The sequence below is a fragment of the Pseudoalteromonas sp. SR45-4 genome (assembly GCF_014163535.1).
Lineage (GTDB): Bacteria > Pseudomonadota > Gammaproteobacteria > Enterobacterales > Alteromonadaceae > Pseudoalteromonas > Pseudoalteromonas nigrifaciens.
Genome location: NZ_JACJDO010000006.1, coordinates 103,483 through 123,260 on the forward strand (window position 1 = coordinate 103,483; position 19,778 = coordinate 123,260).

General features: G+C 39.5%; 23 protein-coding genes and 1 pseudogene. 9 read left to right on the forward strand and 15 right to left on the reverse strand.

The window, feature by feature from the left end; all coding sequences use genetic code 11:
- Positions 1-68: 68 nt before the first annotated feature.
- Positions 69-2,090, reverse strand: a complete 2,022-nt coding sequence (gene metG, locus H5058_RS04705) for a methionine--tRNA ligase (RefSeq protein WP_011327998.1) — start codon at positions 2,088-2,090, stop codon at positions 69-71.
- Positions 2,091-2,266: 176 nt separating this feature from the next.
- Between metG and apbC the strand changes: the two genes are divergently transcribed.
- Both apbC and dcd read left to right on the forward strand, forming a co-directional pair.
- Positions 2,267-3,343, forward strand: a complete 1,077-nt coding sequence (gene apbC, locus H5058_RS04710; protein ID WP_182677099.1) for an iron-sulfur cluster carrier protein ApbC — start codon at positions 2,267-2,269, stop codon at positions 3,341-3,343.
- A 6-nt stretch (positions 3,344-3,349) separates the two neighbouring features.
- The gene (gene dcd / locus H5058_RS04715) at positions 3,350-3,934 is read left to right on the forward strand and encodes a dCTP deaminase (protein ID WP_011328000.1); all 585 of its coding nucleotides are present in this window, start codon (positions 3,350-3,352) and stop codon (positions 3,932-3,934) included.
- Between the two features lie 17 nt (positions 3,935-3,951).
- Here dcd and H5058_RS04720 read toward each other — a convergent pair whose 3' ends face one another.
- Positions 3,952-4,737 (reverse strand): CLCA_X family protein, encoded by a 786-nt coding sequence (locus H5058_RS04720; RefSeq protein ID WP_182677101.1) that lies wholly within the window; start codon positions 4,735-4,737, stop codon positions 3,952-3,954.
- A gap of 32 nt (positions 4,738-4,769) precedes the next feature.
- Complete coding sequence (locus tag H5058_RS04725; protein ID WP_011328002.1) at positions 4,770-5,363, reverse strand: tRNA-uridine aminocarboxypropyltransferase; 594 nt, start codon at positions 5,361-5,363, stop codon at positions 4,770-4,772.
- A 137-nt stretch (positions 5,364-5,500) separates the two neighbouring features.
- Between H5058_RS04725 and H5058_RS04730 the strand changes: the two genes are divergently transcribed.
- Positions 5,501-5,845 carry an Hpt domain-containing protein gene (locus tag H5058_RS04730; protein ID WP_011328003.1) on the forward strand — a complete coding sequence of 115 codons (345 nt, stop codon included), beginning with the start codon at positions 5,501-5,503 and terminating at the stop codon, positions 5,843-5,845.
- Between the two features lie 130 nt (positions 5,846-5,975).
- Complete coding sequence (locus tag H5058_RS04735) at positions 5,976-7,193, forward strand: pyridoxal phosphate-dependent aminotransferase (RefSeq protein ID WP_182677103.1); 1,218 nt, start codon at positions 5,976-5,978, stop codon at positions 7,191-7,193.
- A gap of 71 nt (positions 7,194-7,264) precedes the next feature.
- On the opposite strand, the gene H5058_RS04740 is transcribed toward H5058_RS04735, so the two are convergent.
- The 4 genes from H5058_RS04740 to H5058_RS04755 are packed head-to-tail and all read right to left on the reverse strand — an operon-like array spanning position 7,265 to position 10,179.
- Positions 7,265-7,732 carry a glycine zipper 2TM domain-containing protein gene (locus tag H5058_RS04740; RefSeq protein WP_182677105.1) on the reverse strand — a complete coding sequence of 156 codons (468 nt, stop codon included), beginning with the start codon at positions 7,730-7,732 and terminating at the stop codon, positions 7,265-7,267.
- A 16-nt stretch (positions 7,733-7,748) separates the two neighbouring features.
- Positions 7,749-8,369: a penicillin-binding protein activator LpoB gene (gene lpoB / locus H5058_RS04745; RefSeq protein ID WP_182677108.1), complete on the reverse strand. Its 621-nt coding sequence runs from the start codon at positions 8,367-8,369 to the stop codon at positions 7,749-7,751.
- An 11-nt stretch (positions 8,370-8,380) separates the two neighbouring features.
- On the reverse strand, positions 8,381-8,806 hold the full coding sequence (locus H5058_RS04750) for a YcfL family protein (protein ID WP_089368187.1): 426 nt from the start codon (positions 8,804-8,806) through the stop codon (positions 8,381-8,383).
- 8 nt (positions 8,807-8,814) lie between these two features.
- Entirely contained in the window at positions 8,815-10,179 is a 1,365-nt protein-coding gene (locus tag H5058_RS04755; protein WP_182677111.1) for a COG3014 family protein, read from the reverse strand.
- Positions 10,180-10,383: 204 nt separating this feature from the next.
- On the opposite strand from H5058_RS04755, the gene H5058_RS04760 reads away from it, so the two are divergent.
- Positions 10,384-11,256 (forward strand): DMT family transporter, encoded by an 873-nt coding sequence (locus H5058_RS04760; RefSeq protein WP_182677113.1) that lies wholly within the window; start codon positions 10,384-10,386, stop codon positions 11,254-11,256.
- Here H5058_RS04760 and H5058_RS04765 read toward each other — a convergent pair.
- The 5 genes and pseudogenes from H5058_RS04765 to H5058_RS18685 all read right to left on the reverse strand — a co-directional run.
- Entirely contained in the window at positions 11,253-11,936 is a 684-nt protein-coding gene (locus H5058_RS04765; RefSeq protein WP_182677115.1) for a M15 family metallopeptidase, read from the reverse strand. The two genes, H5058_RS04760 and H5058_RS04765, sit on opposite strands and share 4 nt — an antisense overlap.
- On the reverse strand, positions 11,936-13,066 hold the full coding sequence (dapE, locus tag H5058_RS04770; protein ID WP_182677117.1) for a succinyl-diaminopimelate desuccinylase: 1,131 nt from the start codon (positions 13,064-13,066) through the stop codon (positions 11,936-11,938). The genes H5058_RS04765 and dapE overlap by 1 nt, the downstream gene beginning before the upstream one ends.
- Positions 13,066-13,410 carry an ArsC family reductase gene (locus tag H5058_RS04775; protein ID WP_011328013.1) on the reverse strand — a complete coding sequence of 115 codons (345 nt, stop codon included), beginning with the start codon at positions 13,408-13,410 and terminating at the stop codon, positions 13,066-13,068. The genes dapE and H5058_RS04775 overlap by 1 nt, the downstream gene beginning before the upstream one ends.
- 4 nt (positions 13,411-13,414) lie before the next feature.
- Complete coding sequence (locus tag H5058_RS04780) at positions 13,415-13,912, reverse strand: PTS glucose transporter subunit IIA (protein ID WP_011328014.1); 498 nt, start codon at positions 13,910-13,912, stop codon at positions 13,415-13,417.
- 3 nt (positions 13,913-13,915) lie between these two features.
- A pseudogene (locus H5058_RS18685) lies at positions 13,916-14,014 on the reverse strand (ACT domain-containing protein); the annotation flags it as partial.
- Positions 14,015-14,450: 436 nt separating this feature from the next.
- Between H5058_RS18685 and yfbV the strand changes: the two are divergent.
- Positions 14,451-14,897, forward strand: coding sequence for a terminus macrodomain insulation protein YfbV (gene yfbV / locus H5058_RS04785; protein WP_011328017.1), 447 nt, complete (start codon positions 14,451-14,453; stop codon positions 14,895-14,897).
- Between the two features lie 13 nt (positions 14,898-14,910).
- Here yfbV and H5058_RS04790 read toward each other — a convergent pair whose 3' ends face one another.
- From H5058_RS04790 to xthA, 3 genes are read right to left on the reverse strand one after another with little or no spacing between them, the layout of a single operon-like run.
- Entirely contained in the window at positions 14,911-15,732 is an 822-nt protein-coding gene (locus H5058_RS04790; protein WP_182677119.1) for a putative RNA methyltransferase, read from the reverse strand.
- The gene (locus tag H5058_RS04795) at positions 15,729-16,376 is read right to left on the reverse strand and encodes an energy-coupling factor ABC transporter permease (RefSeq protein ID WP_041454686.1); all 648 of its coding nucleotides are present in this window, start codon (positions 16,374-16,376) and stop codon (positions 15,729-15,731) included. Before H5058_RS04795 ends, H5058_RS04790 begins: the two co-directional genes overlap by 4 nt.
- Positions 16,377-16,380: 4 nt before the next feature.
- Positions 16,381-17,187, reverse strand: a complete 807-nt coding sequence (gene xthA / locus H5058_RS04800) for an exodeoxyribonuclease III (RefSeq protein ID WP_182677121.1) — start codon at positions 17,185-17,187, stop codon at positions 16,381-16,383.
- A 313-nt stretch (positions 17,188-17,500) separates the two neighbouring features.
- Here xthA and H5058_RS04805 point away from each other — a divergent pair, with 313 nt between their 5' ends.
- From H5058_RS04805 to rluB, 3 genes are all read left to right on the forward strand, one after another.
- A complete protein-coding gene (locus tag H5058_RS04805; RefSeq protein WP_058373266.1) occupies positions 17,501-18,022 on the forward strand; it encodes an EF-hand domain-containing protein in 522 nt (173 codons plus the stop codon).
- A gap of 152 nt (positions 18,023-18,174) precedes the next feature.
- On the forward strand, positions 18,175-18,765 hold the full coding sequence (scpB, locus tag H5058_RS04810; RefSeq protein ID WP_086994328.1) for an SMC-Scp complex subunit ScpB: 591 nt from the start codon (positions 18,175-18,177) through the stop codon (positions 18,763-18,765).
- Positions 18,762-19,634, forward strand: a complete 873-nt coding sequence (gene rluB, locus H5058_RS04815; RefSeq protein ID WP_011328023.1) for a 23S rRNA pseudouridine(2605) synthase RluB — start codon at positions 18,762-18,764, stop codon at positions 19,632-19,634. Before scpB ends, rluB begins: the two co-directional genes overlap by 4 nt.
- Positions 19,635-19,778: the final 144 nt, after the last annotated feature.

A 19,778-nucleotide genomic window follows, 5' to 3' on the forward strand; every position in this document is an offset into this window, starting at 1 on the left:
GCTAATAAATTCAGCGGCTTTTTACATTAACAAAAATATTAACGCAAATATAAATTTATAAGCAAAGCTTACATTACACGCATGCCAGGCTCTGAGCCGTCGTCTGGGTTAAGAATGTAAATCTCTTTACCGCCAGGCCCTGCAGCTAATACCATGCCTTCTGACATACCAAAACGCATTTTTCGTGGTTTAAGGTTAGCAACCATAACAGTAAGCTTACCTTCAATATCCTCTGGAGCGTAAGCCGATTTGATACCCGCAAACACTTGGCGCGTTTCGCCGCCTAAATCAAGTGTTAGCTTAAGTAGTTTATCGGCGCCTTCTACGTGCTCAGCTTTAGCAATTTTTGCTACGCGTAAGTCTACTTTTGCAAAGTCGTCAAATTCAATTTCATCACAAATTGGCTCTTTAGCCAGTGGGCTATTAGGGTCAATGGTCACTTTTGATTCTAAGCTTTCTTTTGACTCCTCAACCATTTTATTTACTTTGTCCATTTCTACACGTTGCATTAACGGTTTAAATTTATTGATTGGGTGGCTTACTAATGCATTTTGCACACCGTCCCATGCAAGGTCGTCATTTAAGAATGCTTCTACGTTATCGGCCATTTCAGGCAGTACAGGCTTTAAGTAGGTAATTAACACGCGGAATAAGTTAAGCCCTAATGAGCAAACTTCGTGCGCTTCTTGTTGTTTAGTTTCGTCTTTAATGAGTACCCAAGGTGCTGCGGCATCTATAAATTGGTTTGCTTTGTCGGCAAGCGCCATTATTTCACGAATTGCACGGCTAAACTCACGGTTTTCGTAATGGGCTGTAATGCTTGGTGCAGCTGCTTGAAATTCTTTAAGCAACTGGGGTTGCATAACGGTTGCGCTTAGCTTGCCATCAAACTTTTTAGTAATAAAGCCTGCACAACGGCTTGCTATATTTACTACTTTACCTACTAGGTCTGAGTTTACGCGTTGCGCAAAGTCTTCTAGGTTTAAATCAAGATCAACAATGCCGCCGCTTAATTTTGCCGCGTAATAGTAACGTAAATATTCTGGGTTTAAATTATCTAAATAAGTACGAGCTTTAATAAACGTGCCTTTCGATTTAGACATTTTTTCGCCATTTACGGTAACAAAACCGTGGGCAAATACGTTAGTTGGCTTTCTAAAGTTAGCGCCTTCTAACATTGCTGGCCAAAATAAACTATGAAAATAAATAATGTCTTTACCAATAAAGTGGTAAAGCTCAGCGTCTGAATCTGCAGCCCAAAAAGCATCAAAGTCGATACCTTTTTTATCACACAGGTTTTTAAAGCTGGCCATATAACCAATAGGCGCATCTAACCAAACGTAGAAGTATTTACCTGGTGCGTTTGGTATTTCAAAACCAAAGTAAGGCGCATCACGGCTAATATCCCACTGTTGCAGGCCATCAGTAAACCATTCATCAAGCTTGTTAGCCATTTCTTGCTGAATAGTACCCGAGTGTAACCACTCTTTTAACATGCCTTCAAATGCTGGCAGATCAAAAAAGTAATGCTCAGAGTCTTTTAAAATAGGCTCAGCACCAGACATAACCGAGCGCGGGTTAATTAAATCTGTAGGACTATATGTTGCACCACATGAGTCGCAGTTGTCGCCATTTTGATTTTCAGACTTACAGGTTGGGCACGTACCGGTTACAAAGCGATCGGGTAAAAATATGCCTTTTTCTGGGTCGAATAACTGCGAAATAGTGTGCCTTTTAATATGCCCTGCATCGTTTAGGCGATTATAAATAAGCTCACTCAGCTCTTTGTTTTCTTGGCTGTGGGTACTGTGATAATTATCAAACTTAATATTAAAGTCGGCAAAGTCGCGTTGACGCTCAATACTTACTTTTTCTACCGCTTCTTCAGGCGTGATCCCTTGCTTTTGCGCGTTAAGCATAATAGGCGTGCCATGGGCATCGTCGGCGCAAACATAATAGGCTTCGTGGCCTTGTAGTTTTTGAAAACGTGACCAAATATCAGTTTGAATATATTCCAATAAATGACCTAAGTGAGTAGGGCCATTTGCATAAGGTAATGCGCTGGTAATCAGGATCTTTCGCTGTGCCATAATCATTCCGAATTGACGGTTCCTATTAAGGAACGGATGAAAATCATTAATTTATTTACAAGCTAAGCGCTAACAACGCAACAGCTTGTGGATTTGTATTAATTGACTGGTGTTAATGCCCTGAATGTTACATAATTCCGAGGCACTTTTCATCAAAGAAACGTTATTTAATTACTATGTTTGGACTGTCGAAACTATTCTCTTCTAAATCGGTGCAAAAACAACCGATCTTTGCTGCTTTAGCCGCGTATCGTAGTGCCGCTTTTGCTGTGGGTATTGATGAAAGCTTCATTAAGAATATCACCCAAAACGACGATAAATCGCTCACTATTAATTTAATTTTGCCATTTGCTGCACAGTCAGAAATGCCAATGGTGGCAGAGCATGTTACTAACGCTCTCAAGGTGGCAGTAACTGTGTCGGCCACGGTAGAGCTTAAAGAGCCTGCAAAATTTAAAACAATTAAACATATTGTGCTTATTGCTTCAGGTAAAGGCGGGGTGGGTAAATCGACTACTGCTGTTAATTTAGCAGGCGCGCTGCACAGCGAAGGCGCAAAAGTTGGTATTTTAGATGCCGACATTTATGGCCCGTCAATCCCTATGCTTTTAGGCTTGGTAGGCGCAGAGCCCATCACTAAGGATAACAAACAGTTACAGCCTTTTGATGCAAACGGTATTAAAGCACAATCAATCGGCTTTTTAGTACCCAGCGATGACGCCACTGTATGGCGCGGTCCTATGGCATCGGGGGCGCTTAGCCAGCTACTAAATGAAACTGATTGGGGCGAGCTTGACTACCTTATTGTTGATATGCCACCAGGTACGGGTGACATTCAACTTACTATGAGCCAAAAAGTACCGGCAAGTGGCACAGTAATTGTTACCACACCCCAAGATTTAGCCTTAGCCGATGCGCAAAAAGGCATCGCCATGTTTAATAAAGTAAACGTGCCAGTGCTGGGCTTAATTGAAAATATGAGCCATTACATTTGCAGCCACTGCGGCGAGGCAAACCACGTATTTGGTAAAGATGGCGCACAAAAACTAGCACACAAGCACGGCGTTCCTGTTCTATCACATATTCCGCTTGCAATAGATATTCGAGAATACTCTGAGCAGGGCAAACTTATTGCTTGCGATAACACTGCAGCAATAAGCAAAACTTACAGCGCAGCAGCGCGGCTTATAGCCAGCACGCTTTACTATCAACAGCATCACAACTCGGTAGAGATTGTGATTACGGATGATTAATACACCATGAGACTTTCAGATACACATATTAAAGAATACCTAAACGATGGCCGTATTGTTATTGAGCCTGCACCTACAGATGAGATGATTTCGGGTGTTACTGCTGACTTACGCTTAGGTAATAAATTTAGAACTTTTCATGCACATACAGCAGCATATGTAGATTTAAGTGGCCCTAAAGATCAGCTCAATAAAGCCATGGAGTCAATCATGAGCGACGAAATTGTGCTAGATGAAGGCGAAGCATTTTTTTTACACCCAGGCGAGCTTGCACTGGCTATTACCTATGAAAAAGTAACACTGCCAGCAGACATTGTAGGCTGGCTAGATGGACGTTCATCGCTGGCACGATTAGGTTTAATGGTGCATGTAACCGCGCATCGAATTGATCCCGGTTGGAGTGGTAATATTGTTTTAGAGTTTTATAACTCAGGTAAACTCCCTTTAGCACTAAGACCTATGATGAAAATTGGTGCTATGAGTTTTGAAACACTTACAGGCCCTTGTGCTAATCCTTACAATACGCGTAAAGATGCTAAGTACAAAGATCAAAACAGTGCCGTAGCAAGTCGTATTAGCGATGACAGGTAATGATTAAATAAAGCACTTTACTCATCTAACTTATGAAGCGCATAACCCAGTAATTCAAAATATTGGTTAAGCGCTTTATTTGCAGCGTTAATGTGCTCATCATCTGGGTATATTAAATCACTACTTTTTAGCCCACTGACTAAAAAGCTATTTTTTATATGCGGGTGGCTGGCTATACAGGCTTCAAAGCAACGCGCTGCTAGCTCCTCGGGCATACTCATGTAATTCATATTTTTTGCTTTATCGTATTCAATGCACGTTTGTACAAATCGGTTTGCAGCAATGCCCTGTGCATCTAAAAACACGTTTTTGTAAAAGTCATTAAGCGTATTATTGAGCGGATGCGATAAATTAGGCGTGTTTGATAACCACAGTTTAGACGCAAAACCAAAGCGGGGTTTTGCTGCAAATAAATGCTCACTTATATGATGATCAAAAGCATGAAACCATTCATGGGCGAGCGCACCACCGCCGGCATTTTTTGCAAGTGCAAGCGTTTGGCTAGCTGCATTATAATGTGCTTGTACATGCTTTTGTCCGCCAGCACCAAACGCAAAATTGAGTTTACCGCGCAGGCCAATTGCTTTAGGTGGTAAGTGCAGTATTTGTGCTAAGTCGGCAAGTGCATCATAAATTAAATTTGCACTAATGTAGCGCTCTTCTTTGTTTACCCATTTACCTACCACCATAGATCTAAAACCAAAAGTGTCTCTTATATCGCTAAAATCAACTTGATCGTCAAAACGATAATCGGGACCTTGTCGGCTAAAGCCGCGTTTTAATCTATTTTGATAGTTACGCATCGCTAATATCATTTATAAAAACTAATCATAAATTATAAGTAACGTGCTTTTACGTGAGCAGGCATGTGATGGGTTTGTTTTTGTATTAATTCATCAAGTAAATTATAAAGTGGGGCAGGGTTTAACTGTTCAATAAGCTGTAAGCTATGTGCAACGGCCTCAAGCGTTGACAAGCTATCTGCGCGGGGAGCTTTACGTATTGTGTAACGATTTTTAGGTAAATTAGCAAAGCTTACAGTTTGAAACCGTTGCAGTAGCGAGCTTAGCTGTAAAATTTTATAGGCTTTTTTCCATGTACCATCAATAACAATTAAGTGCGTAATAGGCAGTAGTGTGTTTAGCGCGTCGTTATTATCTAAATTTATAGCCTGCTCATTAGGGTAAAGTAAAACGGTTGAGCTGGCAGGTAGGGCACGAAGCTGCGCAAAGTCGTTATTACTTTCGCCTTTGATTATTTGGCAATCAGCTAGGCATAAATTTAATAGTTTAGCCGTGTTTTTTGTTACTTTTTCTTCACTAGGGTGCTGTAAAATAATTACTTTTACTTTATTGTTAATAGAGGTTACAGCACTGCAAATACAAGTATTAAGTGCGAACAAACAAAAATTACACAGTGGGCGAGCCATTTAAACTACTTTTGGTGAAGGTACATTATGAGTAATTATACATTTATAAGGTAATTAAGTTGGATTTTTTTACGCTTAGCTATAGAGTGTTATAGATTAAGGTTAATTAAGTATAGATTGTTTTTAAGGGTTAAAATATGACAGAAGTAAGTATTAACGAAGCAGCATTAGAGAGTATGGAATCGTTATTAGGTGAGCAATTTGCAGCTACTCTCGACTTTTGTTGTGTGGAATTTGAGCGCTTAGGCTCAGAAGTGTTGGCCACAATTGGGCAAGATAAAGAAGCGTCGGTGCGCCACGCTCATAGTTTAAAGTCGAATGCGGCTCAATTTGGTGCCGATAGCTTGGCCGCGGTAGCGGGTGAAATTGAACAAAGTTTAAATAACGATAACTTAGCTCAAGCCACTGCTGCATCAGCGCAGTTAATGACGCAAGTGGCGCAATCTCAAACGCTATTAAATAACTGGTTGGCATCACGTTAAGCAGATAAGTAAAGGCGTAGGTTTAGGCATTAAACATGAATTTATTTCAGTATTAAGTTACTAAATTGACTAGTGTTTTACGTCTTTACTAAGTTATTCTAAGGGTTATTCGTGCCCTTTAGAGGTAGTAATGTCAGAAATTAAAATGAGTCATAAATTAGACGGTGTCTGTTATGACATTCGCGGCCCTGTTTTAGTCCAAGCTAAAAAAATGGAAGACGAAGGCCAAAAAGTTTTAAAGCTAAACATTGGTAATCCGGCTGCGTTTGGCTTTGATATGCCAGAAGATATGCACCGCGATATTATTCGCAATTTATATTCAGCCCAAGGTTATTGTGATTCTAAAGGGCTTTATTCGGCGCGGGTGGCTATTTATCAGCATTATCAACAACGCGGTTTATATAATTTAGATGTAGATAACATTTATATTGGCAATGGCGTTAGCGAACTGATTCAAATGGTTACGCAGGCATTGTTAAATAATGACGATGAAGTGCTGATCCCCGCTCCCGATTACCCTCTGTGGACCGCTGCAGTAAAGCTCTCTGGTGGCAATCCGGTGCATTATTTATGTGATGAAGAGCAAGATTGGTTTCCGGATATTGCTGATATAAAAAGTAAAATCACCTCTAAAACCAAAGCATTAGTATTGATCAATCCAAATAACCCGACAGGGGCTGTGTATAGCGATGATTTACTGCAGCAGTTAATTGACATAGCGCGTGAGCACAAGTTACTACTGTTAAGTGATGAAATTTACGAAAAGATTTTATACGACGGCATTACGCATAACTCAATTGGTGCACTGTGCGACGATGTGCCTATTATTACCTTTAACGGTTTAGCAAAAACGTACCGTGCTGCTGGCCTAAGAATGGGCTGGATGGTGTTAAGTGGGCGTACGTCGGTTATGAGTGACTTACGCAAAGGCCTAGAAATTTTATCATCTATGCGTTTGTGCGCTAACGTACCTGCTCAATATGCCATTCAACAAGCATTGGGCGGAGTACAATCAATCGACAACCTAATTAATCCAGGCGGGCGTTTGTATGTACAGCGTGATATAGCGTGGCGCGGGCTCAATGCAATAGAGGGTATTAGCTGCGTAAAACCAAAAGGTGCCTTATATGCTTTTGCTAAAGTAGATACTGCGCGCTTTAATATTAAAAGCGATGAGCAAATGATGTTTGATTTACTCAAAGCTGAAAAAATATTACTGGTGCATGGGCGTGCATTTAACTGGCCTGAGCCTGATCATTTTAGATTGGTGTTTTTACCCAACAAAGATGATTTAACGGATGCGATGACTAAAATGCAGCGCTTTTTTAAAGATTACCGACAAGCCTAACTTTTAAAACACACAAAAAACGAGCCAATTTAGGCTCGTTTTTACTTATGCTAAAGTTAATATAATTGCTATTAATAGGCTTTATCAACACGTACGCTGTTATCGTTTAAATACACCAGCCTTACACTATCGCCTTTGCTAAAGCGCATTGATTGGTCTTGATTTTGAACCACCATAAATTGGTCGCCATTTTCAACTTGTATTAATAACTCTACTAAACGAGTTTGTTGGTAATGGCTTTTTTGCTGTTGATTATGCGCTACATTGCCGCCTATCACTGAGCCCAAAATAGTAGCAACGGTACGCCCGCTACCACCGCCTAACTGATTACCAACAACGCCGCCAAGCAAAGCGCCGCCAAATGTTTTCCAACCATTGCTTTGATCTTGTACTAGCTCTTGCTCAGTAATATTACGCACTGATTGCACATCGCCAAATAGCACTTGTTGTACTGCTACTGCTTTATTGCGCTCGTAATTAGCCAATGCAGGTGCGCTAATCGTAAGTAATGTACACATTAATACAGTAATCGCTTTCATAATTAACTCCTATTGACTACCAGCCAAAGGTTGATTTTTCTTTCGTTTTACGAATTTCTGTTTCGTCAGCCCATTCAACTAAGCCACTTTCCATATCCATTAAACGCATGGTAAATTTATAGTATACGTCTGATTTGTCAGCATTGGATTTAACTATGCTTGATAAGTTGCCGTACAGCATATACTGCGCACCAATTTGTTTACCAAATGCCACAGCAGTCGTGGGGTTAACTAATGCATCTTCGTTTTGAAATTTAAGCTGCTCACGTATAGCTTCAACTCGGGTCATATCAACAAATCTAAATTTTCCGCTACGCAGTAACTGAGTTGAAATAGAGTCGGTGATTGATTCGGTATCAATGTGCTCGCTGGTTTTGTTTTTAATTCTTTCAACAAATATCACAGGGCGTTTATTGGCGGTCATGGTGCCAACAACCGGAGAGCTTAATAGTGAATCGGTCATTTGGCTGGCTACTTTTTGTAAATCGGTAGAGCCAAAGTTAATGTCAGTGGTTTCTACGGCTTGTGCGTCGCCATAACTAACTACCGCTTTATTTGCACAACCACTTAATACTAATGCACTTAAACCAATAAGCGCGTAAGTTGAAGCTGTTTTGAATTTTTTACGTATGATCATTGTTATTTCCTTTATTCTTTAAATTCTTGCGCATCGGTAGACACTTCTCTTACTGCTAATGAGAAGGTAACTGCATCTGGGCTGGGTGCTAGCCCTGGTAATTGTGTTTGTGCAAAGCCAAATAAGGTAATTGCTTGCCAAGGGGAGTGATTACCCTTAATAACAAAGCCGTCTTTGTCGTACCAATTAAATTGATACTGTAAGTATTGCGACTTTTTATATTGGCTTGCTAAGGTAACTACCACGTCAGTTAATTGGTTTGTTTGACGTGTTTTTACGTCACTAATAGCTAGTTTCTCACCAAGCTCTGGGTTATCAACACGTAGTTGCTGATTAAATGTTTTATTACCTTGCTCAATTACTATACCCGATGTGTCTGGTTTGCCAGCACAGGCACTGAGTATTAAAACCGCAAATAATGGCATTATGTATCTCATAATCGCTCCTAGAGTTGTACTACATGATAATTAAAGTAGTTATTTATAGAGGTTAGATAAATTAAGGTTAACCTTTGCTTACTAACGGTAAAATTTATTGGCGCTTGCGTGCCTATGGTTAATGAATGCGCGCCGCTGTTTAAGCTACTTCGCGCCACACTTATTTGATTTGGTAGCGTGAGCCAACTACGTGTATCGGCTTGCTCAGAGGCTAAGTTATAAATGTTCGCAATTATATTACCTACGTCTCCGGTGCTACGAGCCAGTTCGGCTCGTACTTTTTCTTTGGCGACTAAACGTAGTATTTGCCGCGCTATTCTGGCAGGTATTTGATCTTCTAACGTTTTAGCAGCCAGTGATTCTATGTGCACTAGCGGGCTTAATACTAAGTTTTGGGCATTAATACTGATGTTATTAATGCTACGAACATAGGCGTTGTCTTTATAAACTGGCATGGCTAAGCTATAAAAACGTGCATTACCGCCAGAGGTAAAAATAGGTAAACGTAATTTAAATTCGTGTTGCTTAGGCACTAAGCCTTGTTCAAATAATATAACTACTTCGCCTTGTTCAGACGGTATATTTGCTGCCTCACCAAAGCGCTTTTTAAACTCACTTAGGTCTTGATCAAAGCCTTGTTTTTTAGCAAGGCGAAGTACATCACGTTGCAAATAAATATTGTTGGGTTGTATTTCGAGTGCTTTTTTATAGTCAATGTAGGCATCATCATACTGTTTACTGCTTTGGTACAATAAAGCGGATAAATAAAAAGTATAAGCATTTTGAAAGCCATTTTTAACGTCTCGGGTAACCTTGCTCATACTTGGATAATGCTGCTGCGCTTCTTTTGTAGCGGAATCTAGCGCTGCCTGATTTTGAATAAGTGCGTCTACTTGTACTTTATTAGCCCGCCTAACTTCAACTAATGCACCTTCAACATCATTTTTATATACGTAATTAAGCGCTTTATAACTATGCAGCATGCTCATTTCATAAGGGGCGGGTATATAAGTAATAGCCGAGTCGTTGGTAAATAAAGCATTACTTTGTTCAAGCCCACTACTGAGCTGAACTTTGGCAGCCTCGCGCTTGTTTTGTACTTGTTGATAAACGTTTTCAAATTGGCTTTGCGCATCGGTTTGCATATTAGCTAAGTCGGCAAGGCGCGCTTGCTCTAATTGATTAAGTAAGTAGCTACTGTGCATACTACTATTTTTAGCAATAAGCGACTGCGCTTGCGCTATGTTGTTACTCTCTATTGCTTGTCTTACAGGGGTTACTTGAGTCGCATAGTCATTAAATAGATCGCTAAATCCTATGGTACTACAACCACTTAAAATAAAACAAAAACTAAATATTAAGCTACGGCGCACTGAGCACTCCTTTAAATTTACTTAATAAGATTAACATACACCCATTAAAAAAATATGTGAAATATTGTAAAAAAGCGTAGCATAACTGCCGAGCAGTGAACGAAGCGTTAATCGTATTAATATTGTAATGTTATTATAATAACTAAATCTAAAAATCATTAAATTAGCAGTGTTAACTGTACTTATTTTAGCTAAGGATTGTTTTTGAAAACAACGTTGTACACTTTAAGTGCTTTAATTGCGTTTGCCGCTAACTCTTTATTGTGCAGAATGGCGCTCGCACAAGGGTATATAGATGCATGGAACTTTACTGTTATTCGCTTACTTAGCGGGGCTGTATGTTTAGCCATTATTATGCTGCTTTATACTAATACTACAAAACGTAATGGTACGTTTAATAGCGAAATATTAAAAGATACAGGAAGTTGGCGAAGTAGTATTAGTTTGCTTGTTTATGCATTGTGTTTTTCTATCGCGTATATAGAGCTTGATACCGGCACTGGTGCACTTATTTTATTTTCCGCGGTACAACTTACTATGATTGGCTGGGGAATTTATAAAAAAGAGCAATTGAGTCTATTACAATGGTTGGCATTTATAAGCGCTTTTGCCGGTTTTGTTTATTTAATGTTGCCCTCTGCAGCAATACCTTCATTATTTGGAGCGACCCTTATGGCCATTAGTGGCATAGCGTGGGGTGTGTATAGTATACGAGGCAAAGCTTGTATATCACCACTGAGAACCTCTGCATTTAACTTTATTCGCAGCTTAGTTGCTTTGCCTATATTGCTAATAATAGGTATGGGTTATATAAAAAGTATCCGCATAGAAGGAGTGTTACTTGCATGTGCCAGTGGCGCAATAGCTTCAGGTATTGGTTACAGTATTTGGTATACGGCAATGCCAAAATTAAAAAGCACCCAAGCAGCAGTGGTGCAGCTATGTGTACCTGTGCTTGCTGCCATTGCGGGCGTGGTGTTTTTATCTGAGCAGTTAACCGTGCAATTTATAGTTGCCTGCAGTGTTATTTTGGGGGCAGTGCTGGTATTTACGCTCAATAAAAAACAGCCCTGTTAAACAGGGCTAACGTTTATTATAAAGCGCTCATAAAGCATGGGTAAGTTGGCTAAAATAGCCTCTTTGGCTAATAGGTCACTATTACTTATACACTCATGCAGTACTTGCAGACTAAGCATATTAACCAGTAATTGCGACTGCTTAATATGGCTAATATGCCAAAGCTCGGGGGCTACACCACCTAAGTCATGCTGATAAGGCCGATAAAACCCAAATAGTGCTAAGTTAGCATCTAGCCAGTCGCTCAGTGGAGCAAATGGGCCGTTTTGTTGATATTCATCGGGCGTGAGTTGCAGCTGGTAATCATCACTCACTGCCGCTTTATCAAACACATCTAAATCGGTCCCTAAATGATGCCTACTTGCGCCAGGCAGTGCAGAGTAGAGCATAATGGCAATACATTTATCTATATCGCTTAAGCTATCTAATTCAACAACTTGCTGTTGTTTATTATAAACAGGGCGTGCACCTGAAAATTTAGCGTTAAAAATAGCCGCTTGGCGGTTAAAGTCACGAAAGCTGGAAGCTATTGTAAGCTCAAACCCTGCTGTTTTTGCGGCACTTTGCAGTGCTAAAAAATCATTAACGATATTGCAGTGCAAACGATGATTTTGAATTTGGGTTAAATGCGTATCACTTTGTCCTGTAATACACATTGTGGTTATTTTTTTTGAGTTCATTACGTTAGTAGGTTTTCTAAAATTTGCTCGTAAATATCGCACAGTGCAATTAAGTCATCGGTACTTACACATTCATCTACTTTATGAATAGTGGCATTGCGCGGGCCAAGCTCAATTACTTTAGCGCCGGTTTGAGCAATAAAACGCCCATCTGATGTACCGCCAGTCGTTTCTAGATTTGTTGTTAAACCGGTTACCGATTTAATTGCCTTTACTGTGGCGTCAACCAGTGGGCCGTGCTCTGTTAAAAACGGTTGGCCGTTTACAATCCAGCTTAATTCATAATTTAAATTATGCTGCTGTAAAATAGCGTTAACGCGTTGTTGTAATTGCATATGAGTAACTTCAGTACTAAACCTAAAGTTAAACTGTACTTCTAACTCCCCGGGGATCACATTACCGGCCCCAGTGCCGCCATTTATATTTGAAATTTGAAAACTAGTGGCGGGAAAGTACTCGTTACCGTGATCCCATACTGTTTGGCTTAGCTCAGTGAGTGCAGGGGTAGTTAAATGAATAGGGTTTTGCGCTAACTGCGGGTATGCCACATGCCCTTGTATACCTTTAACAGTTAAAAAGCCGGTCAGTGAGCCTCGGCGTCCATTTTTAACTACATCGCCTAATACATCACGAGATGAAGGCTCGCCAACTAAACACATATCTATTTTTTCACCGCGAGCTTCAAGGGTGTCAATTACCCGAGTAGTGCCGTTTATAAATGGGCCTTCTTCATCTGAAGTAATTAAAAAAGAAATAGAGCCTTTATGATCTGGGTGCTTTGTTACAAAACGCTCAGTAGCAACCAGCATAGCTGCCAATGAGCCTTTCATATCGGCTGCACCGCGCCCGTGTAATAAACCATTTTCAACTAGGCCAGAAAATGGCGGGTACTGCCAGTTTTTCTCAGGGCCTGTGGGGACTACATCGGTGTGCCCGGCAAAACAAAAATGTGGCGATTGCGTCCCTTTGCGTGCCCAAGTATTTAAGGTATCGGTAAAAAATAACGATTCGATGTTAAAGCCAACTGCTTGCAATCTATCGTTCATCATTTGCTGGCAGCCAGCATCTTCAGGTGTTACTGACTCGCGTTGTATTAAGGCTTGCGCTAGAGCGATTACGTCATTTGTCATTATTTAAAAATCTCATCGTATTGTGCTGCTTTAAAACCTAAGTGGTACTCGTTATTATTAACCAGTACAGGGCGTTTTATCATTGCAGGCTGCTCAACTAATAACGGTATCGCTTTTTCTCTAGTTAAGCTTTGTTTTTCATCATCGCTTAAAGCGCGATAAGTGGTGCCACGCTTGTTTACAAGCTGCTCCCAATCAAGTTTATCAGCAAAGTTGCTAACCATACTCTCGTTTACGCCATCTTTGCGATAGTCATGAAAAGTAAACTCAATGTTGTTATCGGTTAAGTATTTTTTAGCTTTTTTTATAGTGTCGCAATTGCTTATGCCGTAAAGGGTGATCATAAATCTACTTCTTTTTAATAATAGTTAATAAAGTATCGACACCCGCATTTACCTGCAAGTGTGAAAAGTGAAATGTACCTAGGCTGTGGCCATTGAGCAAAATTAAACTTGCTAGCATAGGTGTATCAAGTTCGCGTAAATCAAAATAAGCAAGGCGTTGGCCTTTACTTATTTTGCTACCATTTAACTGAGCTATGTGGGTATGGGTAATGTGTTGCGAGCTCGCAATAGTTAAATTAATCAGTACTTTTAGGCCGTTTTTAGCTTGTAAAATAAATTCGGTGCCGGCATTTTTTGCCTGCAGCAAAGTGCCGTCAAACGGGGCTAATATTTTATGGTTGCTTAGCTGTACCATAATACCTGGGCCTAATGTGCCAAAGCGAAAAAGTGGTTCGGGGTGTTCGTTAAGTGCTATTACTTTTCCTGAAAATGGGCTAGTAATATTAATGGCATGACGAGGTAATTTATTCTGAGCTAAATAATCTATTGTTTGCGGTTTCATAAGTCACTCAAAAATTACGTTATAGCCATCTTTTTTCAAAGCGGTAATAGCTAAATCTACGGTGTGTTTTTTTACTAATATATAATCGGTATCGACTGTACTATGCAATTGTAATGCTTTTTTTGACATTAAAAGCCCGACGAACAGCAATAACTATAAGGTTATAGTATAGATTATTAACCTTAAATTAAAGCAGTAACAGCAACTAAGCTAGTTGTGGTTACGTTAGCAAAAGTGAGGTTAATTATGTTGTCCACATTTTCTGTGGATAACTGTGGGAATTGTGGCGTATAAGTGGCTTAACGTACTGATTATAATGTTTAAAATTATTAGTTTAGAAAAGATCCATTTAGCACTTAACAGCGTATGTATTAATATTGAGACGAAACCTGTTCAAACAAAAGGCCTTAAAGTATGAGTGATTTTTTACTCGTTTAGTGCGTTTTTATGAAAATTCCATATAAAATAATTTGTGTTACACTATCATGATAACAACCAATGTTATTGGTAGTGTTGATATTATGTATGAGGAGTCATGATGCAAAAAAGTGTGATGTCGCAAGTACAAATAGGACGTGTGTACGCTAAAAAATGGCCAATGCGAAAAGAATTAGCTCCTTTGTTTGCTGAGTTTAAAGTAATAAAGGCGACAGAGTTGGCGATTACGGTAATGCCAATATTAGCCATGTTAACGTTATTTTTTCAGTTAAATTATCTTGGCTCTGACTTTTTACCGCAAGCAATTGCAAGTGCGCTTTTTTTTATATCGCTCCCTTTACAAGGTTTGTTATGGTTAGGAAAACGAGCGCAAACCGAGTTAGAGCCTGCCATGCAACGTTGGTATAACGAGCTTTATGCTAAAATGGTGGCTAATGGCTATCAAGCACAGCGTAGCGAAAAAAAGCCCCGTTACTTGGAGCTTGAAGAATTACTTAACGATATGTTTGATAAAATGGACAAGACGTTCACTAAAGAGCAATTTTAAGCGCCTGTTGCCTTTATATGTGCGCAACAGCTATGCTTTTATCTCTTGTGAATTGTATAATATAAAACGATAAGGTGACATTATGTTCACCTTTTTCTTCGAGTGCTAGCCAGTGCTCGGGTCTGAACTTCCACGCGAATGGTGTCATCATTATTAAGTTTTTAACGTCGCTAAAGTTTAAGGTAACTTGCTCAGTGATGAGTGTTTGCGATGTTTGTGTAAACATTGCAGGTACTTCTATTTGTGTATGTTCATTAACACTTGAGTAAATATACTCTTTTAACTCTTTTAAATGCTGAGGTCCGGGGCTTGCCACTACGAGTGTTGAACCGGGTTTAGCAAGTCTTGCTAGTTCTTGAGTAAATAATGGTGCGAATACACTGACCAATACATCGGCAAAGTAGCTTTTAAAAGGTGCTTGGCTAATGGATGCCACGCTAAAGTGACAATTGCTGTAGCGTTTTGCCGCATATTTTACCGCCGCCTTCGATATATCAACCCCGTACACAGTAGCTTGGGTATTACTAGCTAAAGCTTGGGTATAAAATCCTTCACCACACCCTAAGTCAATAATATTATTAGCTGCTATATTACTAATAATTTGGCCAAGTTCGTGCTGTAAAAAGGCATAATAGTTGCGCTCTAAAAAAGCGCGCCTAGCTTGCACCATTTCTAATGAGTCACCAGGTTGTTTTGAGTTTTTTTGCTGTACAGGCAATAAATTTACATAGCCTTCTTTTGCAAAGTCAAAACTATGGTTGTTTTCACAGCGAAGCATATTAGCTGTTTTTATTAGTAAGTTGCTACACAGTGGGCAGCTATATTCAAGACTCATGAGCCTAGGTAGTCCTTATCGTAAAAAGTTTTTACCCAATGTGGGCGATAAGTGATCATAATTGTAATAGCCATACCGTTTAACATGGCTTCTGGCAGCCAAATAATAGCGCTTAAGTAAACGTAATTATCTGCTAATTGTTGCCAGCTATATTGACCAATAGCAAGATAAAATAATGCCCCTAAAGCTATTTTTATACAGGCGATAAACCCAGCCGTAATAAACGCACATACAAATATATAAACAAAAAAGTGGCGCGGTAAATACTGATAACTAACAATAAAAGCCAAGTAGCTCAATAAAATAGGAATAAATGCGCCAATAAGCAATTGCACTGGCAGTAACTCAAACTCAATTAAACCAAATGCGGCTAATAGCGCCGTTGCCAGAACACTACTTAAAATAGTTAAACGCCAACCGAGTATAAGTGTAGCTGCAGTAATACCTAAAATATGTAAATCAAGGCCCGTTAAAATACCAGCTTTAATGCGCCATAAAACAGCAAACACCAACGCACATGCAAGTACTCCTGTTTGGCGTATGGGTACATTGTAGAGTGCTTTATAGGTCGCTTTATCAATACTAAATAAGCTTATAGCGATTACAAGGGCCCAAAGTAGCCCTTGCATTGGGAGGCTAAGCATAGGGTTATTTAAATTCAGACCAAATAGGGGCATGATCCGATGGCTTTTCGATGCCACGTAATTCGTAATCTATACCTGTGTCTATACAACGCGCGGCTATCTCATGTGTTGCAAGTACAACATCAATTCGTAGGCCACGGTTATCTAAAAACCCTTTTGAGCGGTAGTCAAACCACGAGTATTGATCGCTGGTTTCTGGGTTTTGCTCTCTAAAGGTGTCTTTAAAGCCCCAATTAAGTAATGTTGCCAGCCATTCACGCTCTATCGGTTGAAAAGAACATTTACCGGTTTTTAACCAACGTTTAGCATTTACTTCGCCAATACCTATATCTAGGTTGGTAGGTGAAATATTAATATCGCCCATTACAATCACGTCTTCATCAGGGGTATGATTTGTTTGCAGGTGGGTCATTAAATCTTTATAAAACTGACGTTTATACGGGAACTTGGTTTCGTGATTAATGTTTTCACCTTGCGGGAAGTAACCATTCATTACCGTTAAATCACGGCCATTGTCTTGCTCTACGGTAACACTGATCATGCGCTTTTGTGACTCTTCAGTATCAGTGGCAAAGCCTTTAAATACCGATTTAGGTTCTTTTTTGCATAACATAGCTACGCCGTAATGGGCTTTTTGGCCATGATAATAAACGTGATATCCCATTTTTTGTACATCTTCTAGTGGGAACGCTTCGTCATGAACTTTAATTTCTTGTAGGCCAATAATATCGGGTTGATGTTTGTCGATAATAGCTTGTAATTGATGAAGACGCGCACGCAGACCATTGATATTGAAAGAAATCACTTTCATAGCATATACCTTAAAATTGGTTCTATATAATGCGTTAAATTATATCAGTAAATACACTTACATAACACGCCCGAAACAAGGAAGTTATTGGCTGAACTTTTAAGTGTAAAAACACTCGCTGTAATGTCCGGTATTACACCAATATTTTTGCAAAAATTACAAGGCATGAAGAAAAGCTTTCATTACTATAATGTATTACGTTAGTTTTTTACTTATATTTTAGTTGTAACTAATTGATTTTAAGGGGTTAGTGTTTTTGGCATTTAACTTGTATTAGTTAAAGTGACATTAATTAACTACAAGGATACGTCTTATGAAAAAGTTAACATTAGCCTCTACTATTTTAGCAACGTTAAGCTTAGCAGCTTGTGCATCTAACCAAGGGTTAGATAAAATTGATAGTGACTTTGCAAGTTTAGATAACGATAGTGATGGTTTTATTTCGAAAGTTGAAGCCGATGACGATAATATTTGGCAACACTTTTCAAATATTGATACCAATATGGATAATCAAATAAGTCGCAATGAATTTAATGCGTACATGCAATTAAATACCGGAAAAGTTGCCACAGACAGTGAAGTAAGCGAATCAGCATTTAAAGCGGATATTACTAAATTTGATAAAATACAAAGCAGTTTCTCGAGTTTAGATAACGATAAAAGTGGCTATATTTCGGTAGAAGAAGCAGACGATGATGATATTTCAAATCACTTTGGCTATATGGATGTAAATAAAGACAAGCGTGTTAGCAAACGTGAATTTGTAACTTACATAAAAAAATATGGCAATGCAGTCGCTGAAGACGACGCACTTAAAAGCGCCAATAACAGCTAAGCACACCATTTTAAAGTGTGAGGAAGGAGCCAGTGCTGTGCACTGGCTTTTTTTGTGGCTTTGATTTACTAAATTGCTCGATATGTTTTCCTACTTTGCTGTAGTTCTGGCATAATAGTTGGCTGTGTGTGTTTATTAGTTTAAGAGCGTTTATGGTGGGTCGGCGAGTTAGTGATGAGCAATTAATTGAGATCATTGAAGCGGCGATTTTTGTTGCTGACAAACCATTAAGTAAACGTCATCTAAAGGATGTTGTTTTAGCCGATTTAGCAATATCTATGGTGCGTATAAACGATGCAATAACAGCAATACAAACACATTTTCAGACCCGTGGTATTCGTTTGGTAGAAGTAGGCAGTGGTTATCGTTTTCAGGCATGTAGTAGCTTAAGCCCTTGGCTAAGTAATTTATGGCAAGAACGCGCGCCCAAATATTCGCGTGCTTTGCTCGAAACATTATCGCTAATTGCTTATAGGCAACCAATTACACGCGCCGAAATTGAACAAGTGCGTGGTGTTACTACGGGGTCAAATATTATTAAAACACTACTCGAAAGAGAGTGGGTTAAAGTGGTAGGCCACAAAGAAGTGCCGGGTAAGCCGGCGCTATATGCGACTACTAAACAATTTTTAGATTATTTTTCGATAACAGGTTTAGATAATTTACCTGCCTTGCCAGAGCAACAGCAAAGTAAAATTAACCAGTTATTAAGTGATCCTTCTGTGAGAGAACCATCCGAATGAGTGTTATACAAGGTGAAAAGTTACAAAAAGTCCTAGCCCGTGCTGGCGTAGGCTCACGCCGTGAAATGGAAAAATACATTGATGCAAACCGCGTTAGCGTTAACGGCAAAGTGGCTAAATTAGGCGATCGTGTTGAAGAAACAGATTCAATTCGCGTTGATGGCCATACAGTAAAAATTGAAGAAAAAGCGGATAGAATTTGTCGCGTAATTATGTATAACAAGCCTGAAGGTGAGTTAAGCACGCGTAAAGATCCTGAAGGTCGTCGTACTGTATTTGACCGACTCCCTCGTATTGATGGCGAGCGCTGGATTGCGGTTGGCCGATTAGATATTAATACCGCAGGCTTGATGCTATTTACTAACGATGGTGAATTAGCAAACCGACTCATGCACCCAAGTTACGAGGTTGAACGTGAATACTCAGCCCGTGTATTTGGTGAAGTAACCAAAGAAACCATTAAAAACTTAACCCGTGGTGTTGAACTTGAAGATGGCCCAGCAAAATTTCTAACGGTTAACCCTATGGGCGGTGAAGGTATAAACCGTTGGTACAATGTAACGCTTAATGAAGGACGTAACCGAGAAGTTCGTCGTTTATGGCAATCACAAGAGGTGGAAGTTTCTCGCCTGATCCGTATTCGTTACGGTAAATTAGAGCTGGATAAGCGCGTACCACAAGGTGGTTGGATTGAATACGACCTAGACACTGTAAACTATTTACGTAAAACAGTTAAGTTAGGACGTGAAACACAAACTAAGCTTTCTGTAATGCCTGAAAAACGCAAAGATAAGCGTGCCAAAATAAACCAAATACGTAAAGCGGTTAAAAAGCACAATCAGCGTGTTAAACCAACTAAACGTAAGTAACCTGCTATTTAGTTAAATTAACCTGAGCTCCGGATAATAAACTTATCTCAAGCAGCTATTTTCAGCGCTAACTGCGTTGAATTTACTTGCAATAGGCCAGCTATTGACGCGTAAATTCGCCTTGTTTTCACTGAAAACCTCTGG